A 16,941-nucleotide genomic window follows, 5' to 3' on the forward strand; every position below is an offset into this window, starting at 1 on the left:
ACAGGGGCGGCGTTCAGGGGGCCGATCCCGGGGATCAGCGCGTATAGGTCGAGCGCGGGCCGGGGGCCGAAAAGTCGCTGACGGTCAGGTCCGCATTGGCGGAAACACCGCGGCGCGCACGTTCAGAGGGGGACAGCACCTGGGCCGCCTTCACCTGCACCGGGTTCTGGGCCGTAACGGGGGCGGTCGGCATGTCGTTGTGGCTGTTGGTCTCGTTCAATCCGGCGGCCTGGGCGGCGCCCGTTGCCAGAACCAGCGCGCCGATGATCGTTGCAATGTTTTTCATCGGACAGTTCCTTCTCGTGTCATTTCGATGACACAGAGATAACGACCTGAAACAGCAAGGATTAGTCGCTGGATGCTGGCTTCAGTGTTCGACAGTGCTGCACAATCGACCGTCATTCATGGCACGATCCCGAAGGTGCGGACAGGAAAAGGAAAGGCCGCCCGGACAGGGCGGCCTTTCCCGTGCGGTCAGGGGGCCAGCCCCAGCAGGCGAATGGCCTGGGCGACCTGATCCCGCGGCGACAGCATCATGTCGATGACCGCGCCGTCCTCATCCTCGGCCAGCGGCTCCAGCGTCGCCAGTTGCGAATCCAGCAGCTTGGGTGGGAAGAAATGCCCTGCGCGGTGGTTCAGCCGGTCCGCCAGAACCTCTCGCGTGCCGTGGACATGAAGGAAGCGGACGCGCGGCGCGCCGGTGCGCAGGATGTCGCGATAGCTGCGCTTGAGCGACGAACAGCCCAGCACCGAGCTTTCGCCCCGCGCCTCGGCCGCCGCGATCTGGTCGGCCAGGGCCTGCAACCAGGGCTGGCGGTCGGCGTCGGTGAGGGGCGTGCCATGGGCCATCTTGTCCACGTTCGACTGGGGGTGGAAGGCGTCTCCTTCCACGAAGGGCCAGCCGAGATGGGCGGCCAGGGCCTCTCCCGTCGTGGTCTTGCCCGCGCCCGACACGCCCATGACGACGATGTGCTGCGGGCCGGTCACAGCAGCCACCAGCCAAGCAGGGCGAAGGCAAAGGCGGTCAGGCCGATGGTCGTCTCCATCACGGTCCAGGTCCGCAGGGTGGTCGTTTCATCCATCTTCAGGAAGCGCCCGACCAGCCAGAACCCCGAGTCGTTGAAGTGGCTGAGAACCGTGGCGCCGCCCGCGATCGCGATCACCAGGAAGCACAGGTCCAGTTCCGAGAGTCCCTGCGTCGCGGCCACGGTCGGCGCGATCAGGCTGGCGGTCGTGGTCAGCGCCACGGTGGCCGATCCCTGCGCGACGCGCAGCGCGGTCGCGATCACGAAGGCCGCGACGATCAACGGCAGGCCCAGGGATTGCATGCTGCCCGCCAATGCCTCGCCGATGCCGCTGGCGCGCAGGACGCCACCGAACATGCCGCCCGCGCCGGTGACCAGGACAATGGCGCAGATCGGGCCAAGCGCGCCGTCCACGATCTTTTCCATCCGCGCCGGATCGTTGCCGCGCCCCAGCAGATACAGCGCGATCAGCAGCGTGATCAGCAGGGCGACGGGGGTCTGGCCCAGCATCCGCAGCAGGCTGACCCAACCGGCGTCGCCGTTCACGACCCCGGCCGTGGCCAGCGTGTTCAGGCCGGTGTTGAAGAAGATCAGGATCAGCGGCAGCAGCAGGATCAGCAGGACGGTGCCGAAGGCCGGCGGCTCTCCAGTCAGGCGGTGCTCGTCAGACGCGCCCAGCAGTTCCGGCACCGGCACGTTGAAGCGCCGGCCCAGGAACAGCGATACCAGGTAGCTGCCGATATACCAGGTCGGGATTGCCACGATGGTGCCGACGATCAGCAGCAGGCCGATATCGGCGCCCAGCAGGTCGCCCGAGGCAACCGGCCCCGGATGCGGCGGCACCAGCGCGTGCATGACCGCGAAGGCCCCGGCAGCGGGGAAGGCGTAAAGGATCACCGATCCGCCAAAGCGGAGCGCCACGCTGAAGATGATCGGCAGCATGACCATCAGGCCCGCGTCGAAGAAGATCGGAAAGCCGAACAGCAGCGAGGCCACGCCAAGCGCGAAGGGCGCGCGGTGTTCGCCGAACTTGTTGATCAGCCGGTCCGCCAGCACCTGCGCGCCGCCCGTCACCTCCAGCAGGCGGCCGATCATCGCGCCGAAGCCGACCAGCAGGGCGACCGTGGCCAGGGTATTGCCGAAGCCCGTCAGCAGGGTCGGCACCACATCGGCCAGCGGAATGCCGGTCACGAGGGCGGTCAGCAAACTGACCAGGACCAGCGAGATGAAGGCATGCACCTTGAAGCGCATGATCAGCACCAGAAGCAGCGCGACGGCGGCTGCGGCGGTGCCCAGCAGGAACAATGTGCTGTGAACGGTTTCGACGTTTTCCAAAAGACCTCTCCCGGATCGTGTCAGCGTCCTCTGCGTGATAGCGTTACCAACGTCAACCGATGCGACGCCGCGGAAGGTCAGTCCTCGGCCACGATGTCCACGCTGTGGCTGCCCGTCTGCGATCCCGCCAGCCTGGTGGAGCCGGTGACGGGCGCCACGTCGCTGTAGTCGCGGCCATAGCCGATGGTGACGTGGTTGGCCGCCACGAAGCAGGCGTTCGTCGGGTCGTATTCGCACCAGCCCGCCTCGGCCCCTGTCCAGGCCCGCACCCAGGCGTGCATGGCGTCTGCCCCTTCCAGCCGGGGCTTGCCGGGCGGCGGCACGGTGCGCAGGAAGCCCGAGACATAGGCCGCCGGGATTCCCAAGCCGCGCAGGCCCGAAATCATGATCTGCGAGAAATCCTGGCAGACGCCGTGCTGTCCGGAGAAAGCGTCGGCGATGGGGGTGTCCACCTCGGTCGCGCGGGCGTCGAAGCGCATGTGGTCGTGGATCGCGTGGCCCACGCATTCGACGGCCTCGCGGACGGTCGCGGCGTCGCCGCAGGCGCTGCGGGCAAAGTCGACGATGGGGGGCACCAGGGGGATGCGGGGCGACGGGCGCACGAAGTGATGGGGCGAATGGGGGCCAAGGTCCGTGACGTCCCTCAGGTCGCCGGGCAGGCTGTCCAGCGTGGCCGACAGATCCAGTTCCGACTCGTCGCCAAGGCGCAGCACCCGTCCCGCCATGTCGAAGCGGATATGCGTCAGCCCGGCGGGCAGGACCACCTGCGTGACCTCGTTGCCGAAGAAGTCGGTGAAGTGGCTGCGTTCGGCGGGCGGCGGCGTGATGGTGATGCTGGTCTGCTGCACCTTTTGCAGGCCCGGCAGGTCGGCGGGGCTGATGCGCAGCAACTGCCGCCCGGCCCCGGTGGGACGGGCGAAGTCATAGCGGATGGACAGGCGCAAGCGGTACAGCATCAGGGAAAGTAGGTCGTGGTCAGGACATCCGACAGCGTGGCAATGCGCGCGCGCAGACCCCACAGCGCGTCGGTCGTCAGGCTGCCGTGATCGGTGGTCGCAAGATCCGCGTGCAGGCGCAGCACCTGCCGCGCCAGGGGCGACAGGGCGCCGTGTTCGTTGGCGGCGGGCAGCATGTCGATCTGCTCGCGCAGCCCGTCGATCTGGTGGCGCAGCGCACGCGGGTTCAGCGGGTCCAGCGCCAGCAGGTCGATCACCGTCCCTCGAGAGGCGCTGAGCGCAAAGCGGCGGCGGTGCGTCAGGACGCTGTCACCGACCTCGATCGCCAGATCCAGCGCGCCTTCGGGCGCCTTGGGATCGCACAACACCGCCAGCAGCGCCGCCGTGCCCATGGCGCGTTCGTGCAGCCGCCCGATGGTCAGGAAGCGCCAGCCGACGAAGCGGTACATGTTCTCGTGCACCAGGCCCGAGATGCCGGCCAGCTTGCGCAGCAGTGCGGACAGCGCGCGCGCCGTGTCGTCGCCGGGCGTCACCGTCCTGGCCATCCGGCGGGCGCTGCGGTCGATGTCGTGCAGCGCTGACCAGGCATCCGGCGAAAAGCGGTCGCGCACGCTGCCGGCGCTGCCGATGGCGGCGGACAGGTTGTCCAGCAGCCGTTGCGGAATGGGGGCGTCCGGGTCGATGCCCATCTGGCGGAGCAGGGGATCGAAGCCCGCCAGCAGATGCGCGCCGGTATCGCCCGCTTCGGCCAGCCGGGTGTGATAGGCGCGCATCAGGCGCACGATCCCTTCGGCTCGCTCGACATAGCGGCCCAGCCAGAACAGGTTGTCCGCCGCCCGCGCGGGCAGGCCTCCGGGCACCAGGCGCTTGTCCGCGGCCTCGGACCGGCGGGCCATGGTGATGGCGGGCACGGGGGCGTTGCTCATGACCCAGACGTCGGCGGCCGTCCCGCCTTCCTGCATCGCCACGGCCGCGACGTCCGCGCCCGAGCCGATCCGCGCGAAGCCCCCCGGCATGACCGCCCAGCCGGTCGCGGTCCGCGCCAGATAGACGCGCAGCGTCATGGGGCGCGGGACCAGCTTGCCGTCCACAAGGGCGGGGGTGGTGGACAGGGTCACGGCCTCTTGCGCGACAAGATCGCCGCCTCGGTCTCGCAGCCGCCGGGCAAGCGCATCAGCGGGCAATCCGACGGCGTGGGTCAGGTCGTCCTTGGGGTCGAAGGGCAGGCGGGTTGTCAGGGCGTCGGCCAGGACCATCCGCCGGGGACTGGCAAGCACCGAGGCGCGGGCGGCGGGATCGCCGCACCACCAGGTCGCGATGTTGGGCATGGCCAGCGGCGCGCCCGCCAGATCCGGCGCCAGCTTGGGCAGGAAGGCCATCAGCGCGCGCGTTTCCAGGATGCCCGAGCCCAGCGCATTGACCATCGTGACCGACCCCGCCCGCAGCGTGGCGACCATGCCGGGCGTGCCGATGCGGGACCCCGCGTCCAGTTCCAGCGGGTCGGCGTATTGCGCATCCAGCCTGCGCCACAGCACATCGACCTGCCGCATCCCCTGGACGGTGCGCACCATCAGCCGGTTGCCCGACACGCCCAGGTCGTCGCCCTCCAGCAGGGTGAAGCCCAGGTAGCGCGCGATATAGGCGTGTTCGAAATAGGTCTCGTTCATGGGGCCGGGGGTCAGGATCGCGACCCGGCTGTCCTTGTCGCTGGCCTGGGCCTGCAGCGCGTCGCGGAAGTCGCGAAAGAAGCCCGCCAGCCGGTGGACGTTCTCGCCCGGATAAAGTTCGGAAAAGGCGCGAGAGGTGGCGACCCGGTTTTCCAGCGCATAGCCCGCGCCCGAGGGTGCCTGCGTCCGGTCGGCCAGGACCCACCATTTGCCGTCCGGGCCGCGCCCCAGTTCGAAGGCCAGGAAATGCAGGAAATGCCCGCCCCTCGGCTTGACGCCGACCATCGGGCGCAGCCATTCGGGGTTGCCCGCGACAAGCGCGGCGGGCAGCCGCCCCGACGCGACCAGTTCGTTCGGGCCATAGAGATCGGCCATCACCGCTTCCAGAAGGTCGGCGCGCTGTCTCAGCGCCGCGCCGATGTTCTTCCATTCCTCCTCGGCCAGCAGGACGGGAATGTGGCTCAGCGGCCAGGGACGCTCGACCGATTGGCCGCCGCCGTATTGGCGATAGAAGACGCCACTGTCCAGAAGATAGCGGTCGGCGCGGAACAGGTCGCGCGCCAGATGGTCGTCGGACAGCCCGTCCAGATGGGCGACCAGCCTGTGCCACAGAGGGCGGACGGTGCCGTCGGGGGTGACCATCTCGTCCGGGACGCCGGGCAGGGGGCGATAGGTCGCGGTCCGCGACGGTTTCGCCAAGTTTGCCCGTTCCCCCGCCATGCCGCTTCAGACCCCGGCTGCGCGGCGCAGGTCCAGCGTCAGCGGGAACTCGCGGTGAATGCGTTCGGTGGGAACCGCGTGGCCATGGCCGGGGCGGTGGCCGTGCGGGCTGAAGCGGGCCAGGCGGCGCGCCTCGGCCTCGTTGCCGTTGACGGGGAAGGTGTCGTAGTTGCGCCCGCCCGGATGGGCGACGTGGTACACACATCCGCCCAGCGGGCGGTTCGACCAGGTGTCGAGGATGTCGAAGGTCAGCGGCGCATCCACCCGCAGCACCGGATGCATGGCGGACGGCGGCTGCCACGCCTTGAAGCGCACGCCCGCCACGGCTTCGCCCGCGCCGACGTCGGTCAGCGGCACGGCGCGACCGTTGCACAGGACCTTGAAGCGCGACGGGTCCGCCGCCGACAACTTGACCTGCAGCCGTTCCGTGGAACTGTCGGTATAGCGCACTGTGCCGCCGATGGCGCCTGTCTCGCCCAGGACATGCCAGGGTTCCAGCGCCTGGCGCAGTTCCAGGTGGACGCCCTCGACTTCGACCTCGCCGCAGAAGGGGAAGCGGAACTCGGCCTGGGCCTTGAACCACTCCTCCTGCATGGGAAAGCCGTGGTCGGAAAGGTCGCGCAGCACGTCGCGGAAATCGGCCCAGACAAAGTGCGGCAGCATGAAGCGGTCGTGCAGCGCGGTGCCCCAGCGGGTCAGGTCGCCGGTGGCCGGTTCGCGCCAGAATCGCGCGATCAGGGCACGCAGCAGCAGTTGCTGCGCGAGGCTCATCCGCGCGTCGGGCGGCATCTCGAAGCCCCGGAACTCCACCAGGCCAAGGCGGCCGGTGGGACCGTCGGGGGAATAGAGCTTGTCGATACAGATTTCCGCCCGGTGGGTGTTGCCGGTCACGTCCGTCAGGATGTTGCGCAGCAGCCGGTCAGTCAGCCAGGGCAGGGGGGTGATGCCTGCCCAAGGCGCCGGGATCTGGGCCAGCGCGATCTCCAGTTCATACAGCGCGTCGTGCCGCGCCTCGTCGATGCGGGGCGCCTGCGACGTCGGCCCGATGAACAGGCCCGAGAACAGATAGGACAGCGAGGGATGCCGGTTCCAATGCAGGATCAGGCTGGCCAGCAGATCCGGGCGGCGCAGGAAGGGGCTGTCGTTGGTTGTCGCACCGCCGACGACGACATGGTTGCCGCCGCCGGTGCCGGTGTGCTTGCCGTCGACCATGAACTTTTCCGCGCCCAGCCGCGACTGGCGCGCGTCTTCATAAACGCCTTGGGTGATCGCCACGCAGTCGTCCCAATCGGCGGCGGGATGGATGTTCACCTCAATCACGCCGGGATCGGGGGCCACGCGGATCACGTTGAGGCGCGGGTCGTGGGGGGGCGCATAGCCTTCGACATGGACCTTGAGGTTCAGCCGCAGCGCCGCCGCCTCGACCGCGTGCAGCAGGTCCAGGTATTCCTCCAGCGTGGCGACGGGGGGCATGAAGACGCAAAGACGCCCGTTCTTGGGTTCGACCGACAAGGCGGTGCGGACCATCCCTTGCAGTTCCGGCTGGCCCATGCCCGGCACCTGTTGGACCACGTCCTGCATGGGCTGATTGGCGACGAAGCTTGCCATCGGCTGGGACTTGCGGTCAAGCGCAATCTCTCCGGGATTGCGCAGGGGCGCGCGTTCGACAGTCGGGTCGGTCGGGTTGATATAGGGATAGTCTGATTTCGGCAGGTGCGGCAGCGACGACAAGGGCAGGCGGTATCCGACCGGGCTGTCGCCGGGCACCAGGAAGACATGGCCGCGCCGCAGCCGCCAGCGTTCGGAATACCATCGCAGCCCCGCGCGCGACTGCCAGGCCTGGACCGGCAGCACGAAGCCCGTGGGCACAGTCAGGCCGCGGTTGAAGACGGCGGCGATGCGGTGGCGCGCCTCGGGGTCGTCCAGTTCGCTGTTCTCGGGAGTGACGTTGGCGGGCAGATTCGCCTCGCGCACCAGCCATTCGGCGGGGTCCTCATAGGCGGGCAGGACGTTATCGTCGGAAACGCCCAGTTCGGCGGCCATCTCGCGCAGCAGTTCCTGCGCCTGGAGGGACGTCACGTCGCTCTCGTCTGCCTCTTGCGCGATCAGGTCGGGGTTTTGCCAGACCGGCTGGCCGTCCTTGCGCCAGTACAGCGAGAAGGTCCAGCGCGGCAGCGTCTCGCCCGGATACCACTTGCCTTGGCCGTAGTGCAGGAATCCGTTCGGCGCGAAACGGGTCCGCAGTTTGCGGATCAGCACGTCCGCGCGGTGGCGTTTCACCGGCCCCACCGCATCGGTGTTCCATTCGGCGGACTCGAAGTCGTCGATGGACACGAAGGTGGGTTCCCCGCCCATGGTTAGCCGCACGTCGCCCTCGCGCAGGGCGGCATCGACCTGGTGGCCCAGCCGGTTCAGGTCGGCCCAGGCCTCGTCGCTGAAGGGCTTGGTGATCCGGGGATGCTCGGCCACGCGGCGGATCTGCATGTCGAAGTCGAAATCGACCTCGGCAAAGCTCGCCATGCCGCTGATGGGCGCGCAAGACCGGTAATGGGGCGCTGCGGCCAGCGGGATGTGGCTTTCGCCGGTCAGCAGGCCCGAGGTCGGGTCCAGCCCGATCCAGCCCGCGCCGGGCAGGTACACCTCGGCCCAGGCATGGAGGTCGGTGAAGTCGTGGGACGTGCCCGACGGGCCGTCCAAGGCCTGCAGGTCCGGCTTCAACTGGATCAGGTATCCCGACACGAAGCGCGCGGCAAAGCCCAGGTGGCGTAGCGCCTGGACCAGCAGCCAGCTTGAATCGCGGCACGATCCGCTTTTCAGGGTCAGCGTTTCCTCAGGCGTCTGGACGCCCGGCTCCATGCGGATCGTGTAGCCGGTTTCCCCGGCGATGCGGGCGTTCAGCGCCACCACGAAATCCACCGTGCGGGTCTTGTCGCGCGGGATGGAGGCCAGCAGCGCCGACAGCAGCGGCCCGGCGGGTTCCACCTGACGGTAGGGGATCAACTCCTCGGCCAGCTCGGGGGCGTAGTCGAAGGGCCAGTGTTCGGCGCTGTCCTCGACGAAGAAGTCGAAGGGGTTGTAGACGGTCATGTCCGCGACCAGATCGACCTCGATCTTCAGTTCGCGCACAGGTTCGGGAAAGACGAAGCGGGCCAGCCAGTTGCCGAACGGGTCCTGCTGGTGGTTCACGAAGTGGCCTTCGGGCGCGACCTTCAGCGAATGGGAAATGACGCGGGTGCGCGAATGGGGCGCGGGGCGCAGGCGGATCACCTGCGGGCCAAGGATCACCGGACGGTCGTACTTGTAGTGCGTCAGGTGATAGATGCTGGCCTTGATCGACATGCGTCCCCCGTTGTCCTTGCCGTCAGCTTACACATTGTGAAGCCCCGTGCGAGAAGGAAAGCCGGGGCGGTGCCGCTGCGGCCTGCCGGGGACGCTCTGCCTAGATTTTCCGCAAGGCGTGCGACAGCCGATCCCACTCGGCCGGGTTGCCGGGGATGCCCAGCCGCAGCCATGACGGGGAATAAGGAAAGCGCCGCGACCAGACATGCGCGCGCGCCAGCCGGTCCTGCGCGGAAGCGGCGTCGCCGGTGTCGTAAAGCCGGAACAGATGCGTGCCCCCCGCCGGACGCCAGTCCGCGCGCAGGGCCAGGCGATCAAGGCGCAGGGCGGCCTCGGCGTGGTGAACAATCGTGTCGTCGGCCCAGGCACGATCCGCCATCGCCTGCGCGCCGATATGCAGCGCGGGTCCGTTGACGGCCCAGGGACCGGCAGCCTCGGACAGGCGGGCCAGCAGGTCGGGGCGCGCCAGCACGAAGCCCAGCCGCAGCCCGGCCAGGCCCCAGAACTTGCCGAAGCTGCGCAGGACCAGCGCGTTCGGGGGAAGCGCGGGGGCAAGCGACAGGTCGGGGCGGGCGTCGGCAAAGCTTTCGTCCACGACCAGGTGGCCGACCGCTCCGGCAAGCTGCGCCAGCACCTCGGGCCGCCAGTCGCGGCCATCGGGGTTGTTCGGATTGACCACGACGGCCAGATCCGCGCCTGCCATTGCCTCGGTCGTCCCCACCTCGGCCACGCGCCAGCCTGCCGCACGCAGGCTGGCCGCGTGTTCGTTGTAGCTGGGCGCGATCACCGCCGCGCGTCCCGCCGGCAAAAGGCGCGGGATCATCTGGATCGCGGCCGAGGCGCCCGCGACCGGCAGGACCCGGTCGGCCGGGCAGCCGAACCAGTCCGAAGCCATGCGGATCAGCCGGTCGGTCGCAGAGGCTGTCGGCAGGGCGCGCCAGACCTCGGGCGGCAAGTCCCCGACCGGCCAGGGACGCCGGTTGATGCCGGTGGACAGGTCGATCCAGTCGCCAGGGCCAAAGCGCCCTGCGGCCGCATCGATGTCGCCCCCGTGGTCCCGTTTCATGATCGGCCCGCCCCGCTTGAATTCAGACGCCCCCGGCCTATCCCGGCTGCCAGTTTTCCACAATATTTTCGGGAATATCGCTTTACAGGGTGGCAAATCGCGCCCACGATGCCCGCAGGAACATTCGGGCGACATCGCCCGTCTGGCTCTCAACCAAGGGTAAGCGGCAGCAGAATCGCTTCCCGTCTGAGGCAGGATGCTGGCATGGCACAAACGGAAGCAGTGATTCCGACCGACGAGATTCATCCCATCGACATCGTCGAGGTTGTGGCCGCCCATCATGACTGGGACTTTGATCGCCTTGCCGACGATCAGATCGCCATGGTGGTCGAGGGGCAGTGGCGCAGCTATTCGCTGACGCTGGCCTGGTCCCACCGGGAGCAGGTGCTGCGGCTGATCTGCACCTTCGACCTGGACCCCCCCGCCGACCGGCTGCCCCATGTCTATGAGACGCTGAACCTGGCCAACGACCAGGTCTGGGACGGGGGCTTCACCTTCTGGTCGAAGCAGCGGCTGATGGTGTGGCGCTATGGGCTGGTGCTGGCGGGCGACGCGGTCGCCTCGGCCGAGCAGGTGGACCAGATGATCGGCAACGCGCTGATTTCCTGCGAGCGCTTCTACCCCTCGTTCCAGCTTGTCGCTTGGGGCAACAGCACCCCCGCCGCTGCGCTGGACATCGCCCTGGGCGAGGCCTACGGACGGGCATGAGGGGCAGGTGGCCCCGCTGCGACAAGGGGGGCCGGATGGGCGATTTCGACGATATCAACAAGCGCGGGCTGGTGCTGGTCGGTTGCGGCCGGATGGGCGGCGCGATGCTGCGGGGCTGGCTGGCGCGTGGGCTTGAACCCGGCGCCGTGACGGTGATCGACCCGCGCCTTGCGCCCGAATGGCAGGACAAGGGATTGCGGGTGAACGCGGACCTGCCTGCCGACCCGGCGGTGCTGGTCCTGGCGGTCAAGCCGCAGATGATGGCGGATGCGCTGGGCGGGGTGCCCACCCTGTCTGACACCCTGGTCCTGTCGGTCGCCGCAGGCACCACCATCGCCACCTACGAGGCCGCCTTCCCCGGCGCGCCCATCGTGCGCGTCATGCCGAACACGCCCGCCGCCATCGGGCAGGGCATCAGCGCCATGATCGGCAACGACCGCGCGACGGCGGCGCATCTTGATCTGGCGGAAACGCTGATGGGTGCCGTGGGCCGCGTTGTCCGGCTGGACCACGAGGACCAGATGGACGCCGTCACCGGCCTGTCGGGCAGCGGCCCGGCCTATGTCTTCCACCTGATCGAGGCGATGGCGAAAGCGGGCGAGGCGCAGGGCCTGCCCGCCGCGCTGTCGCTGGAACTGGCGCGCATGACGGTGGCCGGCGCAGGCGCCCTGGCCATCGACGGGGATGAGGACCCGGCGGTCTTGCGCGAAAACGTCACCTCGCCCGGCGGCACGACGGCGGCGGGGCTTCGGGTTCTGATGGACCCCGACACTGGCCTGCCGCCGCTGATGGCGCGCACCGTCGCCGCCGCGACCGAGCGCGGTCGCGAGCTGGGGAAAGCGCAATGACCATCAGCTTCGACGATTTCCTGAAGGTCGATATCCGCGCCGCCACCATCACCCGCGCCGAACCCTTCCCCGAGGCGCGAAAACCCGCCATCAAGCTGTGGCTCGATGTAGGAGAGTTGGGCGAACGCAAGTCCTCGGCCCAGATCACCCAACACTACCGGCCCGAGGATCTGGTCGGCAAGCAGGTGCTGTGCGTCGTGAACTTCCCGCCCCGCCAGATCGGGCCCGTCCGGTCCGAGGTGCTGGTGCTGGGCGTTCCCGACCCTGACGGAGAGGTCGTGCTGATCCGCCCCGACCTGGACGTCCCGAACGGCGGAAGGATGTTCTGATGCGCCTGCTTGTCACCCGCCCGATGACCGACCGCGCGACCCAGGCCATCCGCGACCGTTTCGACGCCACCTTCCGCGACAACACGCCAATGCCTGAAGCCGAGGCCGCGCAGGCCTTGCGCGACTACGATGCGATCATCCCGACCTTGGGCGATGCCTTCACGGCTGCCGCATTCGCGGATCGGCCGCGCTGCCGAATGCTTGCGAACTTCGGGGCGGGCTACAACCACATCGACATCAAGGCGGCTTCTGCCGCGGGCGTGATCGTCACCAACACCCCCGACGTCGTGACCGACGCCACCGCCGACATTGCCCTGACCCTGATCCTGATGACGATGCGCCGCGCCAGCGAGGGAGAGCGGATGCTGCGTGCAGGCCGGTGGACCGGCTGGAACCCAACGCAGCTTCTGGGCGGGCACGTCACGGGCCGCACCGTGGGCATCATCGGCATGGGTCGCATCGGCCAGGCCATCGCACGGCGTTGCCACCACGGCTTCGGGATGGACGTCGTGTTCTTCAACCGCTCGCCCGTCACCGGTCTGGCGTTTCCGGCCCGCCAGATCGCGGACCTGGACGGGATGCTGCAGCAGGCGGACGTGGCGGTCGTCGCTGTTCCGGGCGGCCCCGGGACGCGCCACCTGATCGGGGCGGCGCAGATGGCGGCGCTTGGTCCGCAAGGCTATCTGGTCAACATCGCGCGCGGCGATGTGGTCGACGAGGCGGCGCTGATCGACGCGCTGGCGAACCGCCGCATCGCGGGCGCGGGACTGGACGTCTACGAACGCGAACCGCATGTTCCCCAGGCGCTGCTGGACGCGCCGAACGCGACGCTGCTGCCGCATCTGGGAACCGCGACCGATGACGTGCGCACCGACATGGGCCTGCGCGCGCTGGACAACCTGATCGCCTTTGCCGAAGGCCGCGACCCTCACGATCGGGTGAGGTGATCGGGCCCTTCAGGAACCCCCTGAAGCTGCGGAATGTTAGTCCGGCACATCGCAGCTTCGAAAGGAGGCATTCATGAACTGGGACATCATCCAGGGAAAATGGAATCAGGTCAAAGGCTCCGTGAAAGAGAAATGGGGCGACCTGACGGACGACGAACTGACCCAGATCGACGGGAACAAGGACCGTCTGGCCGGCAAGCTTCAGGAAAAGTACGGCTGGACCAAGAACGACGCCGAACGCGAGATCGACGACCATTTCCGCGACCGCAGCATCTGACGTGGCCTGCGAACCGAAGGAAAGGGGTGCCGTCCTGGCACCCTTTTTCTTTGCCCCCGGCCGCGCTACCAAGGCCGGAAGCCAGCCGAGGGTCGCATCCATGATGTATTCCTATGTCATCCGCCAGGGCCGCATCGCCCGCCAGGAGAAGGGCGCGTCCCTGGAGGATGCGATCTGGATCGACCTCATCGCCCCCGACAAGGATGAAACGGCCCGCCTGCACGAACTGGGCGTCGATGTCCCGACCCTCGCCGACATGGAAGAGATCGAGATCTCGAACCGGCTGTACCGCGAGTCGGGGATGGACTACATGACCGCCGTGCTGCCGGGCGAACGCGGCGACGGCAATCGCGTGGCGATGCCGGTCAGCTTCATCCTGTCGCCCAAGCGGCTGGTGACCGTGCGCCACCATTCGCCGCGCCCCTTCCTGACCTTTCCCGAACGCGGCGAGCGTTCCACGCTGGGTTGTTCCACCCCGCACCGCCTGTTCATCGGCCTGGTCGAGGAGATCGTCGCCCGCATGGCCGACATCCTGGAGGGCTCGGGCCGGCTTCTGGACGACACCACGCTGATGATCTTCGAGACGCAGAGCGCCCGCGGCCAGAGCGACCGTCTGCAGGCCGCACTGCGCCAGGTGGGCCGCGAGGCCGAGGCCATGGCCCGCATCCGCCTGGGCCTGCTGACGATCGAGCGGATGCTGGCCTTCTATATCGCCGCCATTGACGAACAGCCCGAATCCGCCCGGCTGCGCCCGGTCATCAAGGGCCAGTTGCGCGATGTCCAGGCGCTGGAGGTCCATGCCGACTTCCTGGGATCGCGCGTCAGCCTGGCGGTGGACACGACGCTCGGCATGATCAACCTGGAACAGAACAACACCGTGCGCATCCTGTCGGTCGTGGCGGCGCTGTTCCTGCCGCCGACGCTGATCGCCAGCATCTACGGCATGAACTTCGAGGTGATGCCTGAACTGGACGAAGTCTGGGGCTATCCGATGGCCCTGGGCCTGATGGCCGCGACGGCTGCCGCGACCTGGCTGGTCCTGCGTTGGAAGCGCTGGCTGTAGGCCGTCCCGTCCCTTTGCCGCAAGGGCCCTTGTCGCTGCGGGACCATCCGCCCCTTGGGCGCCACGAACAGGAGTGAGTTTCATGCGCTCGTCATTGTCCTATCTGCGTTGGCCGCTGATCGTCACCGTGCTTGGCGTCCTTCTGGCCGGCTGGCTGGGCCATCGCTTCACCGGCACCACGGCGGGGGCGGTTTCCTTCCTGACGATCGCCCTCGTGCTGGCGATCCTCGAGGTGTCGCTGTCCTTCGACAATGCCATCGTCAACGCTAACAAGCTGAAGGAAATGGCGCCGGTCTGGCAGCGCCGCTTTCTGACCTGGGGCATCATCATCGCCGTCTTCGGGATGCGGATCATCTTTCCGCTGCTGATCGTGGTGATCGCGGCGCAGATCGGGCCCTGGGCCGCGGTCCAGCTGGCCGCCACCAACCCCCAGGAATATTCCCGCCTGATCCACGAGGCGCACCTGCCCATCGCGGCCTTCGGCGGCGCCTTCCTGATGCTGGTCGCGCTGACCTTCTTCTTCGACCAGTCGAAGGAGGTGGACTGGATCGGCAAGATCGAGCGGGCCCTGCGCCGCTGCGGCTCTGTCCGCGGGATGGAGGTCGGCTTCGTCCTGGTCCTGATCCTGGTCTTCGTCTGGCTGCTGCCGGCCTGGGACGAGAAGATCTTCATGTTCAGCGCCATGTGGGGGATCGTGACGTTTCTGGCCGTGGACGCGCTGGGTCATGTCCTTGACCGATGGGGACAGGCGCAGGAGGCCGCCCGCGGCACGGCGCAGGCGGGCCTTGGCGGGTTCCTGTATCTGGAGGTCCTGGACGCGTCCTTCAGCTTCGACGGGGTGATCGGCGCCTTCGCGCTGACGCAGAACCTGTTCCTGATCGCCATCGGCCTGGGCATCGGCGCGATGTATGTACGGTCGATGACCGTCATGCTGGTGGAACGCGGCACCCTGGCCGAATTCCGCTATCTGGAACATGGGGCGTTCTGGTCTATCCTGATCCTGTCGATCATCATGTTCGGCCAGACCATGTGGCACCTGCCCGAAGTCGTGACCGGCCTGCTGGGCGCGGTCTTCATTGCCACGGCCTTCGTGAACTCGATCATGTGGAACCGCCGCCACAAGGGCGAGGCGCATCGCTGACGGCCGCCGCCGCCGGGGGCGCTTCGCCCCCCGGACCCCCCGAGGATATTTTGGCCAGGATGAAACAAGCGCGGCCCTGAACCGCGCCGTCTACATCTGGTCGATCAGATCCAGCATGTCGGGCGGGATCTGCGCCTCGCGCAGGGTGAAGCTGCGGGTCCGGCGGTCATCGGTCACGGTGATGCGATAGGTCAGCCGGTCGGCACAATCGCCGCAAGGCTGGCGTGCCAGCCGGGCAAGCTGGTCCGGCTCGAACGCCTCGCACAGATCCTGGCGCATCTGTTCCGGCTGGTCCTGAACGTCGATGGTCTTGTGCAGGTTCGCGGCCGCGATGCCGCCAAAGCCGCCCTGGGCCGCGATTTCGATGATCATGGCGTCGATCCCCCGATGTCAGGGGGAATCTAGGCCTAGATCGCGATTCCGACAAGTTTCCACGCGCGGCGCAGCATCACGGTCTCGATGCTGCCGCGCCCGGCCAGTTCGATGGCGGCGTCCATGGTCTGATCCGCCCAGTCGGAAAAGCTGGCCATCGGGTTGTTGAGCGTCTGCAGCGCCCGATACCAGATGCGCCCCGGCAGTTCCCACGCGCGGCCGCCAAGATAGGCGCAGAACAGGTAGAAGGCGTGGTTCGGGATGCCCGAGTTGATGTGCACGCCGCCATTGTCGTCGCTGGTGGCGACGAAATGGTCCATGTGCCAGGGCTGCGGATCCTGGCCCAGCAGGTCGTCGGAATAGGCGGTGCCGGGCGCCTTCATGCTGCGCAGGGCCGCGCCGTTGATGCCGGGGCCGAGGATGCCGCGGCCCACCAGCCAGTCGGCCTGATGCACCTCTTGCCCCAGGGCGCGCTGCAGCGCCAGGCTGCCGAAGACATCGGCGATGCTTTCGTTCAGCGCGCCCGACTGGTTCTCGTAGATCAGCCCGCCCGAATGCTGGATCACGCCATGCGCCATCTCGTGCCCGATCACCGACAGTTCCAGGAAGGTGCGGAAGACCTTGCCGTCACCCGTGCCATAGGCCATCTGCGTGCCGTTCCAGAAGGCGTTGTTGTAGTCGCGGCGGTGGTGGACCGTGGCCACCAGTGGCATCCCCTCGCCGTCGAGGGAATTGCGGCCGTATTCCTTGGCGAACAGGGAAAACACCTGGCCTGCCGCGTCATAGGCGGTGTCGGCGTCGGGAATGCCGGTGGGGCCGTCGCCTTCGGACCGGATCAGCTTGCCGGGCAGGGCGGCCTTGTGCTGACCGTCGTGGATGCGCCGGTCAGGGCAGCACAGTCCTTCGGCCGGGGAAACGGCGGCGGTCGCGAAGGCACCGCTGATCGGGTGGGCGGGCGGAAGGCCCCCGCGATTCAGTTCGGCTCGCTCGTCGCGCAGCTTTTCTGTCTGCTTCAGAAGGGCCCGCGCCATCTCGGCCGTTCTGGGATCGCCGCGCAGGGCCATCACCCGCAGCATGTAGGGCGGAACGATGCAGGCGACCGGATGGTGATGCGAACAATGGAGCGAAAAGCACATGAGGCGAATCCC

16 protein-coding genes are annotated in these 16,941 nt (G+C 68.1%); 7 read left to right on the top strand and 9 right to left on the bottom strand.

Annotation, left to right across the window (positions count from 1 at the left end):
* Window positions 1–34: 34 nt before the first annotated feature.
* From J0F76_RS02585 to cobD, 7 genes are all read right to left on the bottom strand, one after another.
* Window positions 35–286: a hypothetical protein gene (locus tag J0F76_RS02585; protein WP_207465394.1), complete on the bottom strand. Its 252-nt coding sequence runs from the start codon at window positions 284–286 to the stop codon at window positions 35–37.
* A 188-nt stretch (window positions 287–474) separates the two neighbouring features.
* Window positions 475–996 (bottom strand): gluconokinase, encoded by a 522-nt coding sequence (locus J0F76_RS02590; protein ID WP_341351551.1) that lies wholly within the window; start codon window positions 994–996, stop codon window positions 475–477.
* A complete protein-coding gene (locus tag J0F76_RS02595) occupies window positions 984–2,360 on the bottom strand; it encodes a GntP family permease (RefSeq protein ID WP_207465396.1) in 1,377 nt (458 codons plus the stop codon). The genes J0F76_RS02590 and J0F76_RS02595 overlap by 13 nt, the downstream gene beginning before the upstream one ends.
* 77 nt (window positions 2,361–2,437) lie before the next feature.
* A complete protein-coding gene (locus J0F76_RS02600; protein ID WP_207465398.1) occupies window positions 2,438–3,316 on the bottom strand; it encodes a transglutaminase family protein in 879 nt (292 codons plus the stop codon).
* Window positions 3,316–5,703, bottom strand: coding sequence for a circularly permuted type 2 ATP-grasp protein (locus J0F76_RS02605; RefSeq protein ID WP_207465400.1), 2,388 nt, complete (start codon window positions 5,701–5,703; stop codon window positions 3,316–3,318). Before J0F76_RS02605 ends, J0F76_RS02600 begins: the two co-directional genes overlap by 1 nt.
* Before the next feature lie 6 nt (window positions 5,704–5,709).
* Window positions 5,710–9,042 carry a transglutaminase family protein gene (locus tag J0F76_RS02610; protein WP_207465402.1) on the bottom strand — a complete coding sequence of 1,111 codons (3,333 nt, stop codon included), beginning with the start codon at window positions 9,040–9,042 and terminating at the stop codon, window positions 5,710–5,712.
* Between the two features lie 100 nt (window positions 9,043–9,142).
* Window positions 9,143–10,108, bottom strand: a complete 966-nt coding sequence (gene cobD, locus J0F76_RS02615) for a threonine-phosphate decarboxylase CobD (protein WP_207465404.1) — start codon at window positions 10,106–10,108, stop codon at window positions 9,143–9,145.
* A gap of 204 nt (window positions 10,109–10,312) precedes the next feature.
* Here cobD and J0F76_RS02620 point away from each other — a divergent pair, with 204 nt between their 5' ends.
* The 7 genes from J0F76_RS02620 to J0F76_RS02650 all read left to right on the top strand — a co-directional run bounded on the left by J0F76_RS02620 (window position 10,313) and on the right by J0F76_RS02650 (window position 15,421).
* A complete protein-coding gene (locus J0F76_RS02620) occupies window positions 10,313–10,816 on the top strand; it encodes a type III secretion system chaperone family protein (protein ID WP_207465406.1) in 504 nt (167 codons plus the stop codon).
* A 35-nt stretch (window positions 10,817–10,851) separates the two neighbouring features.
* A complete protein-coding gene (gene proC / locus J0F76_RS02625) occupies window positions 10,852–11,664 on the top strand; it encodes a pyrroline-5-carboxylate reductase (RefSeq protein WP_207465408.1) in 813 nt (270 codons plus the stop codon).
* Entirely contained in the window at window positions 11,661–11,993 is a 333-nt protein-coding gene (locus tag J0F76_RS02630) for a tRNA-binding protein (RefSeq protein ID WP_207465410.1), read from the top strand. Before proC ends, J0F76_RS02630 begins: the two co-directional genes overlap by 4 nt.
* Window positions 11,993–12,940, top strand: a complete 948-nt coding sequence (locus J0F76_RS02635; protein WP_207465412.1) for a 2-hydroxyacid dehydrogenase — start codon at window positions 11,993–11,995, stop codon at window positions 12,938–12,940. The genes J0F76_RS02630 and J0F76_RS02635 overlap by 1 nt, the downstream gene beginning before the upstream one ends.
* A gap of 73 nt (window positions 12,941–13,013) precedes the next feature.
* The gene (locus J0F76_RS02640) at window positions 13,014–13,217 is read left to right on the top strand and encodes a CsbD family protein (RefSeq protein ID WP_207465414.1); all 204 of its coding nucleotides are present in this window, start codon (window positions 13,014–13,016) and stop codon (window positions 13,215–13,217) included.
* 100 nt (window positions 13,218–13,317) lie between these two features.
* Complete coding sequence (locus J0F76_RS02645) at window positions 13,318–14,280, top strand: magnesium transporter CorA family protein (RefSeq protein WP_207465416.1); 963 nt, start codon at window positions 13,318–13,320, stop codon at window positions 14,278–14,280.
* Window positions 14,281–14,362: 82 nt separating this feature from the next.
* Window positions 14,363–15,421: a DUF475 domain-containing protein gene (locus J0F76_RS02650; protein WP_207465417.1), complete on the top strand. Its 1,059-nt coding sequence runs from the start codon at window positions 14,363–14,365 to the stop codon at window positions 15,419–15,421.
* A 90-nt stretch (window positions 15,422–15,511) separates the two neighbouring features.
* Here J0F76_RS02650 and J0F76_RS02655 read toward each other — a convergent pair whose 3' ends face one another.
* Together J0F76_RS02655 and J0F76_RS02660 are read right to left on the bottom strand one after the other, a co-directional pair.
* Window positions 15,512–15,793, bottom strand: coding sequence for a protealysin inhibitor emfourin (locus J0F76_RS02655; RefSeq protein WP_207465419.1), 282 nt, complete (start codon window positions 15,791–15,793; stop codon window positions 15,512–15,514).
* 35 nt (window positions 15,794–15,828) lie between these two features.
* Window positions 15,829–16,929, bottom strand: a complete 1,101-nt coding sequence (locus tag J0F76_RS02660; protein WP_207465421.1) for a M4 family metallopeptidase — start codon at window positions 16,927–16,929, stop codon at window positions 15,829–15,831.
* Window positions 16,930–16,941: the final 12 nt, after the last annotated feature.

Source organism: Paracoccus fontiphilus, assembly GCF_017356265.1.
In the GTDB taxonomy this organism is placed as follows: domain Bacteria; phylum Pseudomonadota; class Alphaproteobacteria; order Rhodobacterales; family Rhodobacteraceae; genus Paracoccus; species Paracoccus fontiphilus.

Coding starts and splice junctions, on each gene's coding strand:
- J0F76_RS02585 (WP_207465394.1), bottom strand. CDS start 286: ATGAAAAACATTGCAACGATCATCGGCGCGCTGGTTCTGGCAACGGGC.
- J0F76_RS02600 (WP_207465398.1), bottom strand. CDS start 3,316: ATGCTGTACCGCTTGCGCCTGTCCATCCGCTATGACTTCGCCCGTCCC.
- J0F76_RS02605 (WP_207465400.1), bottom strand. CDS start 5,703: ATGGCGGGGGAACGGGCAAACTTGGCGAAACCGTCGCGGACCGCGACC.
- J0F76_RS02610 (WP_207465402.1), bottom strand. CDS start 9,042: ATGTCGATCAAGGCCAGCATCTATCACCTGACGCACTACAAGTACGAC.
- cobD (WP_207465404.1), bottom strand. CDS start 10,108: ATGAAACGGGACCACGGGGGCGACATCGATGCGGCCGCAGGGCGCTTT.
- J0F76_RS02620 (WP_207465406.1), top strand. CDS start 10,313: ATGGCACAAACGGAAGCAGTGATTCCGACCGACGAGATTCATCCCATC.
- proC (WP_207465408.1), top strand. CDS start 10,852: ATGGGCGATTTCGACGATATCAACAAGCGCGGGCTGGTGCTGGTCGGT.
- J0F76_RS02630 (WP_207465410.1), top strand. CDS start 11,661: ATGACCATCAGCTTCGACGATTTCCTGAAGGTCGATATCCGCGCCGCC.
- J0F76_RS02635 (WP_207465412.1), top strand. CDS start 11,993: ATGCGCCTGCTTGTCACCCGCCCGATGACCGACCGCGCGACCCAGGCC.
- J0F76_RS02640 (WP_207465414.1), top strand. CDS start 13,014: ATGAACTGGGACATCATCCAGGGAAAATGGAATCAGGTCAAAGGCTCC.
- J0F76_RS02645 (WP_207465416.1), top strand. CDS start 13,318: ATGATGTATTCCTATGTCATCCGCCAGGGCCGCATCGCCCGCCAGGAG.
- J0F76_RS02650 (WP_207465417.1), top strand. CDS start 14,363: ATGCGCTCGTCATTGTCCTATCTGCGTTGGCCGCTGATCGTCACCGTG.
- J0F76_RS02655 (WP_207465419.1), bottom strand. CDS start 15,793: ATGATCATCGAAATCGCGGCCCAGGGCGGCTTTGGCGGCATCGCGGCC.
- J0F76_RS02660 (WP_207465421.1), bottom strand. CDS start 16,929: ATGTGCTTTTCGCTCCATTGTTCGCATCACCATCCGGTCGCCTGCATC.